The sequence below is a fragment of the Candidatus Cryosericum odellii genome (assembly GCF_003570935.1).
Classification (GTDB): domain Bacteria; phylum Caldisericota; class Caldisericia; order Cryosericales; family Cryosericaceae; genus Cryosericum; species Cryosericum odellii.
Map to the genome: position 1 here is coordinate 1 of NZ_QXIU01000153.1, position 17,091 is coordinate 17,091.

A 17,091-nucleotide genomic window follows, 5' to 3' on the forward strand; every position below is an offset into this window, starting at 1 on the left:
CGCATCGGCCGAACACCTGAAGAGATGCCCGATACTGTGAACTATACTTCCTTCGGCTCTGAGTCACAGGGCGAGGGCTTCGGCTTCAACGTCAGCCACCGTACGTTCAAACATCTGCAGGACATGGTCGGGAAAGAGGTCATCGAAGTCGACGCCTTCTTCGACATTGACGCCGGAACGGGCGACCTGCAGGTGCTGGAAACTCACGTGGGTACGCCCGGAGCGCGGAAGCCCATCCTCCTTCTGGCGCACCTGTGTCATCCCCGGCCGGGCGCGAACGACAACGCCAGCGGAGCCACACTGCTGGCCGAACTGGTGCGTGTCCTCCAGAGCGTGCCGCTGGAGCAAGAGGTCATTGCCCTGTGGATGCCCGAGTTCTATGGCACAATCGCGTGGTTTGCCGACCAGAAACCCGATCTGGCATGTGCCATCAACATCGACATGGTCGGCGAAGACCAGACGAAAACCGGCTCCACCCTGGAAGTCACCGCGACGCCGTGGTCACTGCCGTCGTTCATTGCGGACCTTATGGCCGTCAACTTGACCACTCACGACTTCCGCCTGACACTCACTGGGTTCACCTGGGGTTCCGACCACGCCATTCTCAACGACGCAAGTGTCCACGTCCCTGCTCTCTCGCTGACCCAGTGGCCCGACCGCTATTATCACTCCAGCGACGACACGCCGGACAAGTCCAGCGTCCAGTCCTTCGAGTGGATAGGCCGTGGCGTTCTGGATACTCTCGCGGACCTTATCACCGGGATCCCGGACGAGCGCGCCGCAGTAGTCGCAGCTCGCATACGTGAACAGGGACTGACAGACAGCGTACGGTACAGCGATCCATTGATACGGGACTGGGTGGCTCGGCGTACCCGTGCCGCACTCCTCGCGCTGCAGGAGACCACCGACACCCCGGTCGTCCGCGCTGAACTGGCTGCGGCGGGCACGACCTCTCCCATGCCGGAATTCCAGCCAAGGGTCCCTGCCATCGGCCCCATTGAGGAGGTGTGGATGACCCCGGACGACCTCCAGTGGAATGACCGTCTGATACGCGACTTCCCCTGCTGGTACCACCTCAAGGCAGAAGTCGTCAACTTCATCCAGCTGGGCGTAGAACGCGAAGACGCCCTGAAACTGGCCACCGCAGAATTCGACGCGCCGGCCGCCGCTGTCCACGCAGCACGGCACTATCTCGACCTTTTGATAGCAAAGGGGTACCTTCTTCCATGACTACACAACTCTCAGGACCCAGCATCGCGCAGGGGGCACTCGTCGTCCTCATCGGCCCGTCCGGATCCGGCAAGTCAACCTTTGCACAGAAACACTTCAAGCCGGCCCAGATTGTGTCGTCCGACGCCTGCCGCGCCATGGTCGCCGACGACGAAGCGGACCAGGCCGCAACCACAGCCGCATTTGCGGTCCTGCACTGTATCGTCGAACAACGCTTGCATGCCGGCCGCCTCACAGTCGTTGATGCCACGAACGTGCAGGCAAAGGCACGCCGACCTCTGCTGGAGCTCGCAGCGCGGTATCACCGTCCGTGCGCTGCTATCCTGTTTGAGCTTCCGCCGCAGGTGTGCAAGGAGCGCAACCGGCAGCGAGTGGACCGCGTTGTAGGCGACTTCGTCGTAGACCGCCAGTACGCCCAGGCGCCCGTCAGCGAAGGTGTGCTGAGTCATGAGGGCTTCGACCCTGTCATCGTCCTCCGGTCGGCAGAAGAGGCTGACGCCTTCGGGGCGCCCGCCTGCCCCTCGTCATCGATGCGGTGCGACAAGACCGGATCGTTCGACGTCATCGGGGACGTTCACGGGTGCTGTGACGAACTCCTGTCACTGCTCAGGATCATGGGCTACAAGGTTGAGAACCCTTCCGCGCTGATCCCACGCATCACGGCGCCCGAGGGCAGGACGGCCGTCTTCGTCGGCGACTTCACGGACCGCGGACCCGACAATGTCCGTACGCTCCTGGTCGTCATAGCGATGGTCCGCTCAGGCGCTGCCCTGACCGTGCTCGGCAATCACGACGACAAGCTGCTCAGGGCGTTGCAGGGAGCCCCAGTCAAGATCAGCAATGGACTCGACCGCACGCTGCAGGAGCTGGGTGCAGCGGGCGAGGAAATGCAGGCGCTTGTCCGCGAGTTTCTGGACGGGCTGCCTTCGCACCTCATCCTGGACGGTGATGCCCTGGTCGTGGCTCATGCGGGCTTGCCGCTGGAGTTTCATGGCATCGACTCACCGCGAGTGCGCGACGTCGCCCTGTTTGGCACGCCGACGGGCCAGCGGGATGCATTCGGACTGAAGGTTCTCGCTGACTGGGCGCATGCGTACAAAGGTGACGCTCTGGTTGTGTGGGGGCACCTGCCCGTCGCCGAAGCAGTATGGGTCGGAAACACCATCAACATCGACACCGGTTGCGTCCACGGAGGCAGCCTGACGGCGCTGCGTTATCCAGAACGCGAGCTGGTCAGTGTGCCGGCCGCGCGCGTCTACTCTGCCCCCATCAAGCCTTTGTAGCCGGAATGGAACCACCGCGGACGATGGTGGGCAAGGTCTGTCTGGTGACTGGCGCCACACGTGGCCTGGGTGCTGTCACGGCTGAAGCACTCGCTGCGCTTGGGGCGACGGTCGTTGCCACTGGGCGCAATGCCGAGCGGGGACAGGACCTCGTCTCAGATATCACGCAACGCACTGGTAACGACGATGTGCACTTCCTGCGCGCCGACCTCGCGTTGATGGAGGAAGTCCGCGGTCTGGCACGAGCGTTCACTGATCGCTGGGACCGCCTGCATGTCCTGGTCGCCAACGCCGGAACAGTCTTCCCGACACGACGCACCACCGTCGATGGGTACGAGGAAGTCTTCGCCGTCAACCACCTCGCACCGTTCCTGCTCACCGGCCTCCTGCTTCCCGTCCTGCAGGAGAGTGCACCGTCACGCATCATCGTGACGTCTTCGTACGAACACCGCCGTGGGCGCATGCACTGGGACAACCTGCAGGGCGAGCACTTCTACTTCTCACAGCAGGCATATGCGCAGTCCAAGCTGGCAAACCTGCTGTTTGTCTACGAACTGGCGAGACGCCTCGAAGGAAGTGAGGTCACCGTCAATGCCGTCAACCCCGGCCTGGTGCACACGAACATCTGCATGGACAGCGGCTGGCTGATCAGGACGGCCAAACAGATCATGGACCGATTTTCCGCCGTGACCCCGGAAGAAGGCGCAGACACCAACGTTTGGCTGGCATCGTCGCCCGACGTTGAAGGAGTCACCGGTCGCTACTTCCAGCGCAGACACGCGGTCCGGTCCTCGCGCGCTTCGTACGACGTCGCTGCTCAGCAGCGCCTCTGGCGCATCAGTGAGGAATTGGCGGGTCTATCCGCTGGATCTGGCGCGTAGTTAGTGGTCGAACAGGAGCTCGGGGGCCGTGGGGATCCTGGGTAGTTCCAGCAGTTCGTAGTCCGTGGCATTGACTGTCACGAAGCCACACCGCTGGTACAGGGAGAGAGCATTCTGGTTCTCTGTCTCAACCTCGATAGTGATCCACGTGCCACCGCTGTTTTGCAGGCCGCGGACAATGGCCATCAACATCTGTCGCCCAATGCCCCGTCCCTGCATTTCCGGCCTTACCGCGAAGTGTACGATGAACGCGCGCCCGTCGCTGACGGCTGACTGGATGACGCCGACCGGTCGCCCATCCTGTGTCGCAAGATAAGTGATACGGGTAGAGTTCTTCATCAAACGCACGAGAGCCTGTTCCTCTTCCCCAACCGGCTCCGCAAACGCTGAAGCAACAATTGTGGCCATGATGGGCACATCCTCAGCCCCCGCAGGGCGAAGTTCCACCGCGTCGTGAATCGGCTCAAATGGTGGAATCCGGCTCACATCAAGGTCCATCGTGTACTCGCTGTGGGAGTGCCGCGTCCCCATCATGTGGGCGAACCCGGCGCCCTCCCGTGACTCCTGTGGCACGACGATCAGTAATCGTCTCACTCCTCGGTTCTGGCATTCCCGTACGACCGCGCGCGCCATGGAGCGACCGATGCCCCTCCTGCGAAACTCGGGATGGACGAGGATGGTTGCCTCGACTTCCGAGGGGTCACTATAGCTGTTCATGCCCGCAAACCCGACAAGCTCTCCACTCTCGTACCACAGCACGTCACTGATCGAACCCTCCGGCCGTGTCTCCAGCGTGCCGATGTCCAGACGGGCCTCCATCGAGTAACCATCTCTCTCTTCGCACGAGTCCGCAAGAGCCCGAACCTGGCTGACCTGTTGCGTCGAAAGCCGAGCTGCTATCATCATGCTGTTGTCGTCAGTCGGCATGCGATCCTCCAGTGTATGTCATGAGTCCACCGCATACCCTGGAGCGATCCGGGACCGCGGCCACCGGGCGGGCTACTTCGCTCTCAGGCTGTCCAGGGTGTTTCTCGCCTCAGGGCAGGACCCAAAGAACCCATTGATGGTTTTGCACTCGTCGTACTCGCCGCACTCCGCGCAAGTGGAATAGCCCTTGCCGTGGGCGCACAAACGAACGTCGCAGACGGTGCAGTGCGAGAAGAGCCGCGGTCCTGTCGACTGACACCCGTCACAGACCACGTCTTCAGGTTTGACCTCGATGCCGTAGGCTGTCGACCATTCGGCGGCCGTCTTCTCCTGCAATGCCATGTCAGCTGTCTTACCGGCCACGTACGCCGGACAAGTCGTGCAATTCAGACCACACGCTGCGATTATCTCCATGTCTCTCTCCTTTGTCTGCGAAGTTCCTGTGGTGGCACAACCTGCGCAAGGTACTCATCCAGTATATTGTCACACGGGGGAAACGCCACGCGTGACTGATCTCAGTCGGGGCTCGTTTGCTGTTTCACCGTCCTGGCTCTGACTTTCCTGGCATAGTAGGGTGACATGGCCAGTAGCTTCCGACGGATGAATGGCCGCACAATGGGTACGAACAGCTTCTTCCATCCCAGCGTCTTCCGCTGGAGCTCCAGTGTCTCGTCAAAGCTGTGGTGCTGGTAGTGCAGCAGTCGTTCGCTCTCCTCAGTGTCCATAAAGTCACAATGGAACGGCGTCTGTGAGAACGCCGACTCTGGCAGCATCCCGATGCCCAGCGCGTCGAACGAGCGCTGCATAAACTGCCGTCCGGTCACCTGGCAGGACGGCCCGCCCGCGACCATCAGTGTTTTTCCCTCCAGTCCAGGTAACATTGCCGCCGCCGCAGCGGCGGCACCGGCGTCCATGGGCGCAAGGTACTCCATGCGGTCGTCCATCCGGACCTCGAACATGAGCGGGTCCAGTTCTCCGAACTCGATGGGAGGGACGGCTCCAAAGCGAAGAATGACCCAGGGCAGGCCCGACGCATGCAGCATGTGTTCGCAGGTCAACTTATGGTAGGCATAGTCTTCATACGGGTGAAGCAGCTCGTCGGCCTTGCGAGGCGGGGCGAGGTGCTGCGTACGACCATACAGGGCGATGGAGGAGCTGAAGACAACACGCGGCCTGTGCCCCGACGCGAGCGCGGCCTGCAGGAGGTTCCACGTGCCGCCGACGTTGATGGTCTCAGACCATGCAGGGCGCTGTTCGCTCTTGGGCGGAATGATAAAGGCCAGGTGGACGATCGCGTCGATACCCTGTACGGCCCGTGCGACGACCTCCGCGTTGCGGATGTCGCCCCAAACGATTTCGACCTTGCCAGCATAGGGCCGAGCCTTCCGCTTCGACAGGGGCAACGGGATGTCCAGACAACGGACGGTCGCTCCACGGATCAACAGTTCGTCAACGGCGTATGTTCCGACGTTTCCAAATGCGCCCGTTACCAGGACCTTCATGTTTTCCTCCCGCTCATGGACTCCATGAGCATGGACAGTACGCGTTGCATGAGCGCTCCCCAGTTCTGTCCTTCGGGGTCCAGGATACCCTGGAGCAGCAGCCCCAGCACGGCGCTGAGCACAAGGGTTGCTGCTAGATTCGAGTTCTTGACCCGCAGGCTCCCTTCAGACACGCCGCGATCCAGCAACTGCTGGAAGAACCCTTGGTATCTGCGAATCATCTCGACAGTGCTGCGTGCCACTTCGGGATCTGCCTTGGACTTGGCCCAGAATTCAAGCAAGATGTTCCACTTGGTGCCAGCCACGTGGTAGATCTCGTTCACCCCCGACGCCATCGCCGCAACTTGCCGCGGCACGGATTCACCGCCCGTCTGCGCTGCAGCGAACTGCTGGTCAAGGTCTGCCAGCCAGGCATTGAGCAGTGCCACAAACACCGACCCCTTGCTGGGAAAATGATGATAGAATGCGCCTTTGCTGACACCAGCGGCGCGACAGATGTTGTCGACGCTGGTCACATCGTAGCCGTGCTCAGCAAAACTCTGCTCGGCAGCCGCAAGGATGCGGCTTCGTGTCTCCTGCGAACGTTCTTCCTGTTTCATAGTGACCCCCAACGGTTCAGCCTCAGATTCACAAACCGACCGGTTGGTCTTATTATCGCTGGACAAAGGCGGCAGTCAAGTCCGATGGTGGAGTCGCGGAAAAAAGTCACATCATTCGGAAAATAGTTAGATCATTTGCGATGGAAAATAGTACCATCATTTCGTCCGAAAAGTTCATTGCATCAGCGTTTGGCATGATGACGATAGTTCCGTTCGGCCGGCGTTTTCCAATCATTTTGTCGCCCAGGTTAGTCAAAACAGCCCCCCGCGTTACACTTATTCTAGAGGGTATGATCTCCGCTGTGACGCCGTCTGGATGCGGCGGGCTGAAGGCTTGATGATCAGCAGGATTCGAAGACATCGTCAACAGGCAAGCTGTGTTGGGAGGCATGAAATGAGAAGGAACTCACATATCGTGTTGATACTAGCTGTAGTAGCAGGGCTGATTCTTGCAGCTGGCTGCATACCGAAAGCCACTACCGGTACAGTTGATGTTCCTCAAGGCAACACCATGGCTCAAGATATTCAGAATGGTGCAACCCCATACAAAGGTATCGTTCCCGCATTTGTCCTAGACGGAAAGAGTCCCTACATAAGAAATATTCAGGCTACCTTCAAAGTAACGGATGTCATCGACACCAGAACGGTGCGGGCAGACACTACCACCCTGGTCACCTTCGCTGGACAGACTTCGAAGAAGCAGTTGTCTGTTGTTTTCTATCTCTGTCAACCGCTTTCAGACAAGGCAGACAGATCGCCTGATGGGACCATGACGTACATTAGTGCAATTCCTCAGAAAGATGTTCCAACCCCCACGATCATCAAAGGACAGACCTACACAGTCACAGGGATTCTCCAACCTCACTGGCAGGGAGTTCCTCTAATCTATGTTCCGAATGCATACTACTTTGAACAAGACACAGCAAATGAATCCTTCTTCTATGGTCCCAGCGACCAGTTCGAGCAAGAACCATCATCCATTGCCGCCAAACAGGTCATCGAAGAGTACTTCAAATACTGGAATGAGAAGAACCTTGCTGAAATGGAGAAGCGCATGACGCCGAACAGAAAGAACATAAATTGGGGTTTTGACGCAATAGACTATGTGAAACTGATAGATATCAACGAGAGGCATTCACAAGAGGCTCCCGGCACCAAGACCTTCAACGTGGTCTTTGAGATTAAGTACAAGAAAGGAAAGAGTTCGTCCATAGACGAAGGAAGAGTTAGTTGGGGCTATTTACTCAAGAGAGACAATCCAAACTCGCCATGGCTTATTTATGACTGGGGCGGCGGGTATGATTGGTAGAGGTTACGAGAACAGAAGATAGCAGCAAGGTTGCTGTGCATCTGTGATTTCAGCAGCACCACACAGCATTGCGACACACTAAACGATGTGCCTTAACACTTGAGAACGGTCAACACTTTGGCGCTCACGCCTCTTTGATCTCCCTACGATTTCAGTTCCATAGGCATTCCTGAGCTGTTCTTCTTTGTAGTTCTACCTATCGGATATTGAATCGGCTTTTTGGTAATTGAACCCCGATTTTAGGAATTGAACTAAATTAGCGATGACACTTGTCAGTGACTGGTTCTTCTGTCATTCTTGCCTTGTTGCCATCCCGAAGCCTGATTGACAGCCTTGCCAAAAATGGTGCACGGTAAAGTGCTGCAATTTCGGACCCCTACGCAATGATACGGGTTTCCGGGCACGAAATATCAATACTTTAATGCTTTAGTCCAGGAGGCGCTGTTCGCAGATGCGGTCGGTTTGTGTAAAGGAGTCGTCAGCGCGGGCGCAGGAAGAGGTACCAGCCAGCGACGGCCACAACCTGAACGGCGACGACCAGCCAGAACCGTTCCAGGAAGCTTTCTTTGCTGGTCTTGTGGTGAAACAGCCGCATGCCAAGGAGTGCCCCGACGGTACCGCCCGCAAACGCCAGTGTCAACAGGACCCTCTCTGGTACACGGGTTGCCCCAGTCCCGGCAACCAACTTGTCATAGCCATAGGTAAGAAACGTGATGGCCGTGACAGCCAGTAACCACGACTGCACCCAGTCGAGCGCAGCCAGGAAGCCATGCAGCAGGAACATACCTGTGACAGTCAGCCCCAGCGTGAGAACCAACGCATCGGTCATGGTACGACGACGAGCACGGGCAACGACAGTCATTGTCCTCCTTGCTCCCCGCCGCCCAGTGTCTCGCGGACCTTGGCGGCCAGAGCCTGCACGGTAAACGAATTGTCGATCAGACTGGTCATGATCATCCTTGCACTCCTTTGTTCACACTGACTCGACGTGTAGGCTCTCCAGGTTATGATACAAAGAACCCCGTCGCATTGCACGTGACGGGGAGCTCACCGGCGTCTTCAGGACAGGGAAGTGACGCCGTCGGCAGAGATGAAATGGTGGTCAGGCAGAAGCGTCTACGAAGACGAAGCTCCCGCCCGTTGCCGAGGCAAGGGAAAGCGTCTTGGTTTCTCCAGTCACTCGTCCCTGGTCTCCTTGTTCCAAGAGGGTGCCGTTGAGTGAAATGGACCCGGACGTCACATACAGCAGGACACACCGGTCACCCGTGATGGGGTACTCAAGCGTAAAGGCTGGAGAAAACACCGACAGTGAGACGGAGGCGTCGGCATGCAACGTCACCGCACTGGGCTGTCCCTTGCCAGAAGCCACCGTCAGCAACCGGTCCTGCCGCGACATCTGCGTGAAGTCCTTCTCTTCGTGCGATGGTGTCAGCCCAGGCTTGTCCGGGAAGATCCAGATCTGATAGTATCGGGCCGGATCGCTCTCCTCATTCTTCTCCATGTGCCGCGTCCCCGTACCGGTAGAGATGCGGTGTACCTCACCTGCATGGATAGTCGTGCGCTCCCCGGCATCATCGGTTATGGTCAGTTGTCCCATCAGCATGATCGTGACGATCTCCAGCTCCTCATGGAGATGCATCCCGAAGCCTTCCCTCGACTGGATCAGGTCGTCGTTGAAGGCGCGCAGCATGCCCAGGCGCACATTGTCTGGTACAAACCACTCGCCGTATGAAAAGAGCCAATAGGCCTGCATCCATGACAGGTCGACAAAATGACGTTCCTGTGCCGGTATGCGGGTGGCCATGTCAGACCCCCTTATGACAACTGTAAAAAAACCTGCAGGATTCCTGTTGTCCGACCCTGATGTTTAGGACGGGCATTCGTCACATGTTTTCGTCTGTCACAGGTATAGAGGGAACGCGCCCCGAGTCAAACAAGTGACCTGAATGCGCAGCACTCTGGGGTGGATTGCTTCAGCCTTCACCCCGTTGGCCGATAGAGGATCAGATTATTTCGCCCTTCGCCATGATCAGCGCGTCGTCTACGGTAATGTCCGGCTCTCGTGTGATAAGGTCGAAGTGTCCATTAGCGTAGTGCTGCCCTCCGAGGGTTATGTTCCTCCCCATGCCTATATGGAAAGTGCCGTAAGTGCACTCGTCCTCTATGTAGGAGCGACCCTCGCAGCGAGCCTTTGTGTTGAGGCCGATGCCGAGCTCGCCGGCAACATACATGCGCTGGTCGTCGAAGCCTCGAACGTAATCGGCCAAGCGCCGTCCAGATGGGTTGTTCTCGATATCGACGAGCCTGCCTCCCTCGAAGGAGAGGGCGACGGGTTCGTCGACGAGACCAATGTAACCCATGGACCCGTCCAGCACGATAGAGCCCTGCGTCTCGCTTTCCACGATAGAGATGGAATACTCGAAACTCACCGAGGTCGCCATACCCTTCCGGTCGCAGAGCCCACGGAAAATCGACCCGGTTCTCCCCTCGATCGAGACCCTGAGGTCTGTGCCGAGAGCGGTTCGGACTCTCACTGCTCGCGCTCCCTGGAAGGCGGGTTTGATCCTCTGCGCTAGGCCGAGGGCCTCTTCTGGGTCCATCGTCATCATGTCCCCCTCAAGGAGGGAGGTGCCGTCGTTCGTGGCAAGAGGGATGGACAGAAAGCGCGAGTCTGCGTGTACAGCATCGCTTATCGCACGCGTAGTCATTATCGAGTTGTGGGTCGCACCGATTATCGCGTCAGCGCCGAGGAAGGCGACGCAGCCCGCATCGAATCCCTCGCCGGATTGGGGACTCGCACTCGGCACGATGACCAGGATGGGCAATGCACCCGCGACCGCAGCATGAGCACGCATCTCCATGGCCTCCGGCACGTGGAGCTCGTCGCTAATGATCGTGAGGCGTTCACCCTCTTTAATGCGGAGCCAGTCGCGGACGACGATTCTGGCCCCATCTGTCATGGTGATGCTCATGCTTCAGCTGATCGCTCCTTCGGCCCTCTCCGGACCAGCCCCGCCCTCCACGATGGCCTCGACTGCAGCTTCGATCGCCGCAGCGGTGGTCTCGATGGACATCGTCGGTGTGTTTGCAGGTTTGCCGATTGCCTGGGACGGCATGAAGGGCACGTGGATAAAACCGGCCTTGAGGCCGGGAAACTCGGTCGCGACCATGTGGAGCACGCAGTACATGATGTAGTTGCAGACGTAGGAGCCGGCGGTATACGAAACGCTCGCGGGGATGCCCCTCGCCCGGATCCTGTCGACCATAGCCTTGACCGGCAGGGTGGCGAAGTAGGCGTTCTCGCCTCGCTCGCGTATGGTCTGGCCTGTGGGCTGGTTGCCCTCGTTGTCGGGTATCCTGCCGTCGGCGATGTTGACGGCAACGAGCTCTACGCTGATGTCGAATCGGCCGCCCGCCTGGCCTACCGAAAGCACGATGTCGGGCTTGTGCGCGAGGATGGCATCGTGGACGACGTGGTCACACTTACCGAAGACAGTGGGGATCTCAAGCTTCACGATCTCGGCCCCGGAGATGCGGTCCGGAAGGAGCTTCACCGCCTCGTATGCGGGATTGACAGTATCGTTTCCAAATGGATCAAAGCCAGTGATGAGGATGCGCATTGCTTTTCCCTCCTGAATGATAGCAAGCCCTGGCGCACGCGCCAGGGCTTGGCAAGAATGACCTGGCCTTACTTCGCGATGAGCATGTAGCCGATCTGGAATATCAGCAGGAGACCTGCTACGATTAGCTGGTTCTTAATGACATTGTAGCGACCTTTCATGTCGAGTATCGCCACGGGAACAATGTTGAAGTTCGCCGCCATGGGCGTGCAGAGAGTCCCGCAGTAGCCGCAGGTCAGGGCCAACATGCCGATGACCGTTGGATTCGCGCCATACGCCAAAACGAAGGGGACGCCGATACCGACCGTGATTACGGTGATAGCCGCGAAGGCGTTGCCCATGATCATCGTGAAGAGAGCCATCGCAATGGCGAAGACGATGATACCGACGTTCACGTTTCCCTTGGGAATTACATTGGCAACGTAGCCAGCAATGACCGGACCGACGCCGGCCGCGGTGAATATCGCGCCGAGTGAGGCAAGCAACATCGGCAACATGGACAGTGGTCCGACCATGTCGAGGAGGTGTTTGGAATCATCGAAAAACACCTTCGGTGTGTTGTCCTTAGAGAAGACCATAAGGATGATCATCGCCACGACAACGCCAACGCCAACGCCAACGAGGGCACTGATCTTCGTAAAGATGGCGAAAACGATCGCACCAACCCCCATCATCAAGGTCGGGATAAAGATCTTGTACCCGATCTTGTCCGACGCGGCCCTCGTGTATTCCTTCGACGCGGAGGTGTCCGTTCCCGCCTTCACCATCCGCAACACTGCAGGTATGGCCATGATGACGACGAGGATGCCGTTGATAAGGCTGGGAATCCAGTGCCCAAAGGCCAAGACGATGCCAAGGGCAATCCAGAACACCGCCGTCGGCACCCTGGATTTGTGTTCCTTCTCCAGAAGCGTCTTAATGCCCGCATAGAGCGCGATGGCACCCATAAAGATGTAGAGAACTTCGAGGAGCTTTGTGCCCATTGTGACTGTGGAATCCATGAAGAATTGCATATTCTCCGCCCTCCCCTACTTTTTCTTGCTGTAATACTTCTTGCTCAGCCGATTATCCTTAAGAATGTACAGGACACAGGCCGCGACGAGAGCGAATATAGCCACTGGTATCTCGGTCTTCGCCAGGTCGAGCAGACTGACGTCGTAGCCGGCGCTCTTGAGCGTGGCTTGGACGAGGAGTCCACCGGAGCCACCAACGAAGAGAACCTGGCCGAAGAACCAAGTGATATTCTCCATCCCGGCTCCCATGCCCTTGATTTCCTCGAGATGATCTTCGTTGACCTTGCCATACTTGTCCTCAACGGCACCTCTGGCCATCGGTACGACCACAGGTCTGACGAAGCCGGCGGAACCACCAAGGCTCACGTTGAACGCGGCAAGAACAAGGCGGAGGACCCCGTAGGCGCTGATGACAACACCAGCCGTTGCATTCTTGACCTTGCCGATGAGTTTAGCCGCAGTCTCCTTGAGACCGTTACGTTCTAGAGTCCCTGTCACAAGGAAGATCGGGATGAAGATACACATTCCCCTGTTTGCGACGAAGCTGTCCCCCAAGACCTGGAGAACCTTTCCGACGTTCATCCCCCCCACGAGGCCGGTTACGAGGGCAGCAACCAGGATGATCCCGATGTTGTCGAACTTTAATGCGAAGCCAATAATGACAATCGCAATACCAATGAGTTTGATCACTCTCTCCTCCTCAGGAAACGTTTGGTGTCCTTCCGGTAGTTGCCACTTCCGTTCTGATCCATGTCAAAGGAAGCATTGAAGCCAAGCAAGGTGCCAGGAATCACTGCGGAAACCAATTCGATTATGTGCCTTGACTTCAAGATACGATTACAAGTTGACACTCCAGAACCTCCCCGTTTTTCTCTCTCTCAACAGAACCTCGAGTAAAAGGCGCATTGTCTTTGGCCTCCTTTGCACCCGCGATTGATTCTAACTTCTTTACGCTAGCACTTTTTTCATTTAATGTCAAAAGCCCAGGAGCATGTGCCTCTGTAGGTTTTCACAGCCATTCCTTTCCGGTCTGTATCTTTGATGTTTTGATACTATACATACCAGTCAGACACTGTTGAGAGAAGCAATATCAGCCAACGCAACACAGCCATACGTGTGAAGCCAGGAGAAAATTATCCGTTGCGTGCGCCTGCAGGAGGCCTCTTCCGCGCAAGACGGGCCGATACGGTCCAGCCGCCGGTCGATGCGGCCACGCCTCCGCGCCGGACTTCGCTCTCCACCTGCGTGTCCAGAGAGCGGAGGAGATCGATCACGGCCAGGTCCCCCGCCTCATGCGTGCGCGCGCAAAGCCCGAGATATTCGCCCCTCGCCCCTTCATCCGAGATCTCTGTCACGAAACTAGACGCCGTCACCCACGGGTATCTCACGGACACGTAGTGATAGTCGGGCTTGTAGGCGTACGGTACCCAATAGAAGATAACGTCCTTGTAGTACTCCGCGGGGAAAAGCCTGGGCATCCAGGCATGGGCGTACTTCTCGAAGCGGTCGCGCCACTCAGCGTTCAACGATCGACACTCGCTTCTCGACCCGATTCTATCAGCGAACGCTTCCTGGATACGTTCGGCCAATACCTTGTTTCCGGCGTATGCCTCGTCGGTCACGTACCAGAAGTAGCCGTACATGAGGGCGCGGGGCATCCAGAATCCCTTGAACCAGGGTGATGTGTAGCCCGAAAATTGCTGACACCATTCATGGTTCGGCACTCCGTGATCGTCCATGACAACGTCCGGAAGCCAGTCGCGCCAGACCTGCGTGAAGCCGAGAGCCTCCGTGTGAGGCGTAGCGTCGTGGAAATAGTCATAGGCGAATTCCCTGCCAAGAGAGTTATAGCGCGCCGTATGAAGTATCCATTCCGGGTTGTCGGTAGCCAGATCGTAATGAATCGCAGCACCATCAGCGTTCTCAAGGGGGACGATGACGATGTTCACTTTGTCCGCGACACTCTCATACGCCTTGTCGGTGAGGAGCGTGCTTACGAGCGCTAAGGCCGAATTCGTGGACGAGACTTCGTTTGCATGGTGCCGCGCGTTAATGTACACAGTAGGCCGAGATGCAACGAGCTTGGTTCTTGAGATGTAGCCGGGCAATTGCGGCGGGAACTCAATCGCGAAGATATTCCTCCCCTGGCGGCTCTCGGCGACCTTGCGAACACGTATGCCCTCAACATGTTTGAGTCTTTCAGCGATCGCACGATACTCATCGCACCCGATGAGTTTGCCTTCCATGAGGTCGATGTCACAGATGTCCTGGACGGGGGAATCAGTCTCCATGGCCGGCGGGACAACGTCCACGACGGACCCATCCACCAGGGCAAAGCGCAGCAGAGGAATTCCGGCGGCGTGACGCGACGCGTCAAGCAATCCCTCAGATAGGAGACGCGCGTAGGAGCGCAGGAAAGCAGCCGGGTCGGCGACCCTGGCCCTGCCCTCCTGCCCAGCAGGCTCCGGGACATGGATGTGGATCAGCGGTGAGAAAGCCCCACACGAAGGATCGTAGCTCAATTCCTCGACGAAGACCTCGACAGCGTCGTCATCCGCGATGGCAGCATAGGTGGGCACCTCGCGTTCTCCCCGCATCTCGAAGGCGGCACCGCCCGGGTGCTCCGTTAAGATCGAAAATCTCATCTGTGGCTTCCCAATGCCCTTGCGGATAACGGGAAGGATGAGCCCCGGGAAGTCGAAGCCCTTGCCCTCGGCCTTGACGCCGAGTGTCTGGAAGTAGTCGAGACCAGCGAAGTAGATGTCCTCGTGGAGCGACTCCAGGGAGGATATCCGGTCGTGCCGGATCCCCAGAGCCTCGTCGGGCTCGCTCGCCTCGACCTCGACCCTGAGCTGGGCAAAGAAAGGCTGGCCAGCAGCGGTCGCCTTTCCACCGCAGGAACGTTCAGCAAGCGACCGACACGCAGGGAGAACATCGCGCTGATATGCATCCCAGACATTCTCCATATCGGTCTTGAAACGCCCTTCCCACATCCGTTTCCCGTGTCTGGACAAGGTCACCCGGCCGGTACCCGGATGCACCTTGCCAATCTCAGGAAAGTCGTCAAGGTAGGGACGCTCCGCCACAGACACGTCGTACGTGTCATCATAGACCACAGCACCACTGCGGTCCCGCGCGACGATTCTGTAGCCCAGAACGCCGGTGTGAGCGAGGACAGAAAACCTAACATGCTCGCGCCCTATGCCGAGAGCTGCAGCAACCAAGTCATCGACAGGATAGAGCTCCTGCAGAAGACGGATAGGCGACTCAAACCAGGCATCTGGGTCGGACGGGCGATTCGCGCTGATCTTCGGCGTAGCCCCATCCTCGTCCGTCCAAGTTTCGCGCCCCTCGGGCAGGAAAACGGAGAATCCTACCTCCACCGAATCGACACCGCCCAGCGCAACCAGTTCTGGCAACACATAGTCGCGCATCCAACTGAGCCCCTGCTTGAAAGCGCAGACGACTCGAACTCGGGGGAATCGAGCTCCGCGTGCGATAGCTGCGGCCCGAATTTCCTTTTCGAGCGCTGCACAGGTCGGACGGTCCTCGCTGATGACAACGAGAATCTCGGTGCCCTCCTCCGCTCCCAGCCTCGGATAGACCTCCTCCAGCAGGGTGTGGCACATATCCAATTCCCAAGGAAGCTCAATCTCGCGATTGCATATGGGCTCGAGAGTTCCGCGGTTCCGAAACTCGACTCCTGGAAAGCGAGCCTCCAGCGCTGGCCGCCGCGATTCGATGCCCGGCTCGACATACGCCACGGTCCCCGCAGGCGCACCCGACGCGTCGAGCCAGGCGAGTTGACCGTCGAGGCTCCGGAACGTGACGGCGCGTCGAACGTCCGCGCAGACGTCATCCAGAGGGGAGAGATCGCCGGTACCGGGAAAGCGGCCGCAGAGGGTCGAGGCCATGGATGCGAGGGCCTCGCCCTCGCCGAGCAGATCGATGATCCGCGTCTCTCCCGCAGTCCCCGCCATACCATGCCCGCCACGCAACGTAACTCGACATACATCTGAACGCCCGATCCATATCAGCGCGCTGCGAGGGCGCCCCTCCCGTGCCAGGATGGGCAACTCGAGCCCCAGGCTCTCCATACCGAGCCGAGCCGCGACATCGCAGGCGGCGCTGAGTTCGAAGTCGTCGAATCCTTTGGGCAATGCAATGGAGGCATCGATCCGGTCCGGGAGGAAGTCGTAGTCCTCGTCCTTGACGAGGTACTCACGCTCGAAGAGCGCCTCGAGCCCCTGCACGGATGGGCGGTGATGATAGCCGCCTTCCATAATTCCCGGACACCGCGCTTCGGCGAAGGGTCCGGTGCCACTGACACGGTCACCCGAGCCCGAGGGCTCCACAGGGTCTGCCTCGCATATCTCAAAGTCCTCACTGCCTTCGATCCGATCGAAGGAAGAGCATAGGGTGTAGAGCAATCCCTCGGTCCCCGCCTCGTCCCGGAGGAGCAGATCGACACGGCTACCATTTCGGCTGATCCTGAAGGCACAATCCATACCCGCTGCGATCTGGAGGAAGAAGTGCAGCCCGGGGACGCCCGGGACAGCAGCATCATCCTCGAAGCGGAGGACGGGAAATTCCATGGAAGTCGAGCGGAAACCGAGCAGGGCGGATACTTCTACGGCGCATTCGCGCAAGAAAACAGCAGTGCCGCGCCGGATGATAATCTTATATTGCATGGATACCTCCTACCAATTTCTTATACATTTTAGATA

The 17,091-nt window shown here is 58.4% G+C and carries 15 protein-coding genes; 4 read left to right on the forward strand and 11 right to left on the reverse strand.

The features are described from left to right. From SMC5_RS06340 to SMC5_RS06350, 3 genes are all read left to right on the forward strand, one after another. A partial coding sequence (locus SMC5_RS06340) for a DUF4910 domain-containing protein (RefSeq protein WP_119120031.1) occupies positions 1–1,230 on the forward strand: 1,230 nt, incomplete at its 5' end. Beyond that, positions 1,227–2,513, forward strand: coding sequence for an AAA family ATPase (locus SMC5_RS06345; protein ID WP_119120032.1), 1,287 nt, complete (start codon positions 1,227–1,229; stop codon positions 2,511–2,513). The genes SMC5_RS06340 and SMC5_RS06345, both read left to right, overlap by 4 nt. A gap of 5 nt (positions 2,514–2,518) precedes the next feature. Beyond that, complete coding sequence (locus SMC5_RS06350; protein ID WP_119120033.1) at positions 2,519–3,394, forward strand: SDR family oxidoreductase; 876 nt, start codon at positions 2,519–2,521, stop codon at positions 3,392–3,394. On the opposite strand, the gene SMC5_RS06355 is transcribed toward SMC5_RS06350, so the two are convergent. The 4 genes from SMC5_RS06355 to SMC5_RS06370 form a co-directional block, all read right to left on the reverse strand. Continuing rightward, complete coding sequence (locus tag SMC5_RS06355) at positions 3,395–4,321, reverse strand: GNAT family N-acetyltransferase (protein WP_119120034.1); 927 nt, start codon at positions 4,319–4,321, stop codon at positions 3,395–3,397. A gap of 72 nt (positions 4,322–4,393) precedes the next feature. Continuing rightward, on the reverse strand, positions 4,394–4,735 hold the full coding sequence (locus SMC5_RS06360; RefSeq protein WP_119120035.1) for a DUF3795 domain-containing protein: 342 nt from the start codon (positions 4,733–4,735) through the stop codon (positions 4,394–4,396). Between the two features lie 101 nt (positions 4,736–4,836). Then, positions 4,837–5,823, reverse strand: a complete 987-nt coding sequence (locus tag SMC5_RS06365; RefSeq protein WP_119120036.1) for an NAD-dependent epimerase/dehydratase family protein — start codon at positions 5,821–5,823, stop codon at positions 4,837–4,839. After that, positions 5,820–6,422, reverse strand: coding sequence for a TetR/AcrR family transcriptional regulator (locus SMC5_RS06370; protein WP_119120037.1), 603 nt, complete (start codon positions 6,420–6,422; stop codon positions 5,820–5,822). Before SMC5_RS06370 ends, SMC5_RS06365 begins: the two co-directional genes overlap by 4 nt. A 394-nt stretch (positions 6,423–6,816) precedes the next feature. Between SMC5_RS06370 and SMC5_RS06375 the strand changes: the two genes are divergently transcribed. Then, on the forward strand, positions 6,817–7,731 hold the full coding sequence (locus SMC5_RS06375) for a DUF4829 domain-containing protein (RefSeq protein WP_165846289.1): 915 nt from the start codon (positions 6,817–6,819) through the stop codon (positions 7,729–7,731). Between the two features lie 478 nt (positions 7,732–8,209). On the opposite strand, the gene SMC5_RS06380 is transcribed toward SMC5_RS06375, so the two are convergent. From SMC5_RS06380 to SMC5_RS06410, 7 genes are all read right to left on the reverse strand, one after another. Next, positions 8,210–8,593, reverse strand: coding sequence for a DUF1294 domain-containing protein (locus SMC5_RS06380; protein WP_119120039.1), 384 nt, complete (start codon positions 8,591–8,593; stop codon positions 8,210–8,212). Positions 8,594–8,833: 240 nt separating this feature from the next. Continuing rightward, on the reverse strand, positions 8,834–9,535 hold the full coding sequence (locus tag SMC5_RS06385; protein ID WP_119120040.1) for a pirin family protein: 702 nt from the start codon (positions 9,533–9,535) through the stop codon (positions 8,834–8,836). Between the two features lie 199 nt (positions 9,536–9,734). Continuing rightward, complete coding sequence (locus SMC5_RS06390) at positions 9,735–10,703, reverse strand: M29 family metallopeptidase (protein WP_119120041.1); 969 nt, start codon at positions 10,701–10,703, stop codon at positions 9,735–9,737. A gap of 3 nt (positions 10,704–10,706) precedes the next feature. Continuing rightward, positions 10,707–11,351 carry a pyroglutamyl-peptidase I gene (gene pcp / locus SMC5_RS06395; protein WP_119120042.1) on the reverse strand — a complete coding sequence of 215 codons (645 nt, stop codon included), beginning with the start codon at positions 11,349–11,351 and terminating at the stop codon, positions 10,707–10,709. Positions 11,352–11,419: 68 nt separating this feature from the next. Continuing rightward, entirely contained in the window at positions 11,420–12,364 is a 945-nt protein-coding gene (locus SMC5_RS06400; protein WP_119120043.1) for a DUF979 domain-containing protein, read from the reverse strand. A gap of 15 nt (positions 12,365–12,379) precedes the next feature. Further along, complete coding sequence (locus SMC5_RS06405; RefSeq protein WP_119120044.1) at positions 12,380–13,054, reverse strand: DUF969 domain-containing protein; 675 nt, start codon at positions 13,052–13,054, stop codon at positions 12,380–12,382. Between the two features lie 443 nt (positions 13,055–13,497). Continuing rightward, positions 13,498–17,055, reverse strand: a complete 3,558-nt coding sequence (locus SMC5_RS06410; RefSeq protein WP_119120045.1) for a M14 family metallopeptidase — start codon at positions 17,053–17,055, stop codon at positions 13,498–13,500. Positions 17,056–17,091 lie beyond the last annotated feature (36 nt).

Bases quoted from the DNA above. Each gene is read 5' to 3' on its own strand.
- SMC5_RS06345 (WP_119120032.1), top strand. From the start codon at position 1,227: ATGACTACACAACTCTCAGGACCCAGCATCGCGCAGGGGGCACTCGTC.
- SMC5_RS06350 (WP_119120033.1), top strand. From the start codon at position 2,519: ATGGAACCACCGCGGACGATGGTGGGCAAGGTCTGTCTGGTGACTGGC.
- SMC5_RS06355 (WP_119120034.1), bottom strand. From the start codon at position 4,321: ATGCCGACTGACGACAACAGCATGATGATAGCAGCTCGGCTTTCGACG.
- SMC5_RS06360 (WP_119120035.1), bottom strand. From the start codon at position 4,735: ATGGAGATAATCGCAGCGTGTGGTCTGAATTGCACGACTTGTCCGGCG.
- SMC5_RS06365 (WP_119120036.1), bottom strand. From the start codon at position 5,823: ATGAAGGTCCTGGTAACGGGCGCATTTGGAAACGTCGGAACATACGCC.
- SMC5_RS06370 (WP_119120037.1), bottom strand. From the start codon at position 6,422: ATGAAACAGGAAGAACGTTCGCAGGAGACACGAAGCCGCATCCTTGCG.
- SMC5_RS06375 (WP_165846289.1), top strand. From the start codon at position 6,817: ATGAGAAGGAACTCACATATCGTGTTGATACTAGCTGTAGTAGCAGGG.
- SMC5_RS06380 (WP_119120039.1), bottom strand. From the start codon at position 8,593: ATGACTGTCGTTGCCCGTGCTCGTCGTCGTACCATGACCGATGCGTTG.
- SMC5_RS06385 (WP_119120040.1), bottom strand. From the start codon at position 9,535: ATGGCCACCCGCATACCGGCACAGGAACGTCATTTTGTCGACCTGTCA.
- SMC5_RS06390 (WP_119120041.1), bottom strand. From the start codon at position 10,703: ATGAGCATCACCATGACAGATGGGGCCAGAATCGTCGTCCGCGACTGG.
- pcp (WP_119120042.1), bottom strand. From the start codon at position 11,351: ATGCGCATCCTCATCACTGGCTTTGATCCATTTGGAAACGATACTGTC.
- SMC5_RS06400 (WP_119120043.1), bottom strand. From the start codon at position 12,364: ATGCAATTCTTCATGGATTCCACAGTCACAATGGGCACAAAGCTCCTC.
- SMC5_RS06410 (WP_119120045.1), bottom strand. From the start codon at position 17,055: ATGCAATATAAGATTATCATCCGGCGCGGCACTGCTGTTTTCTTGCGC.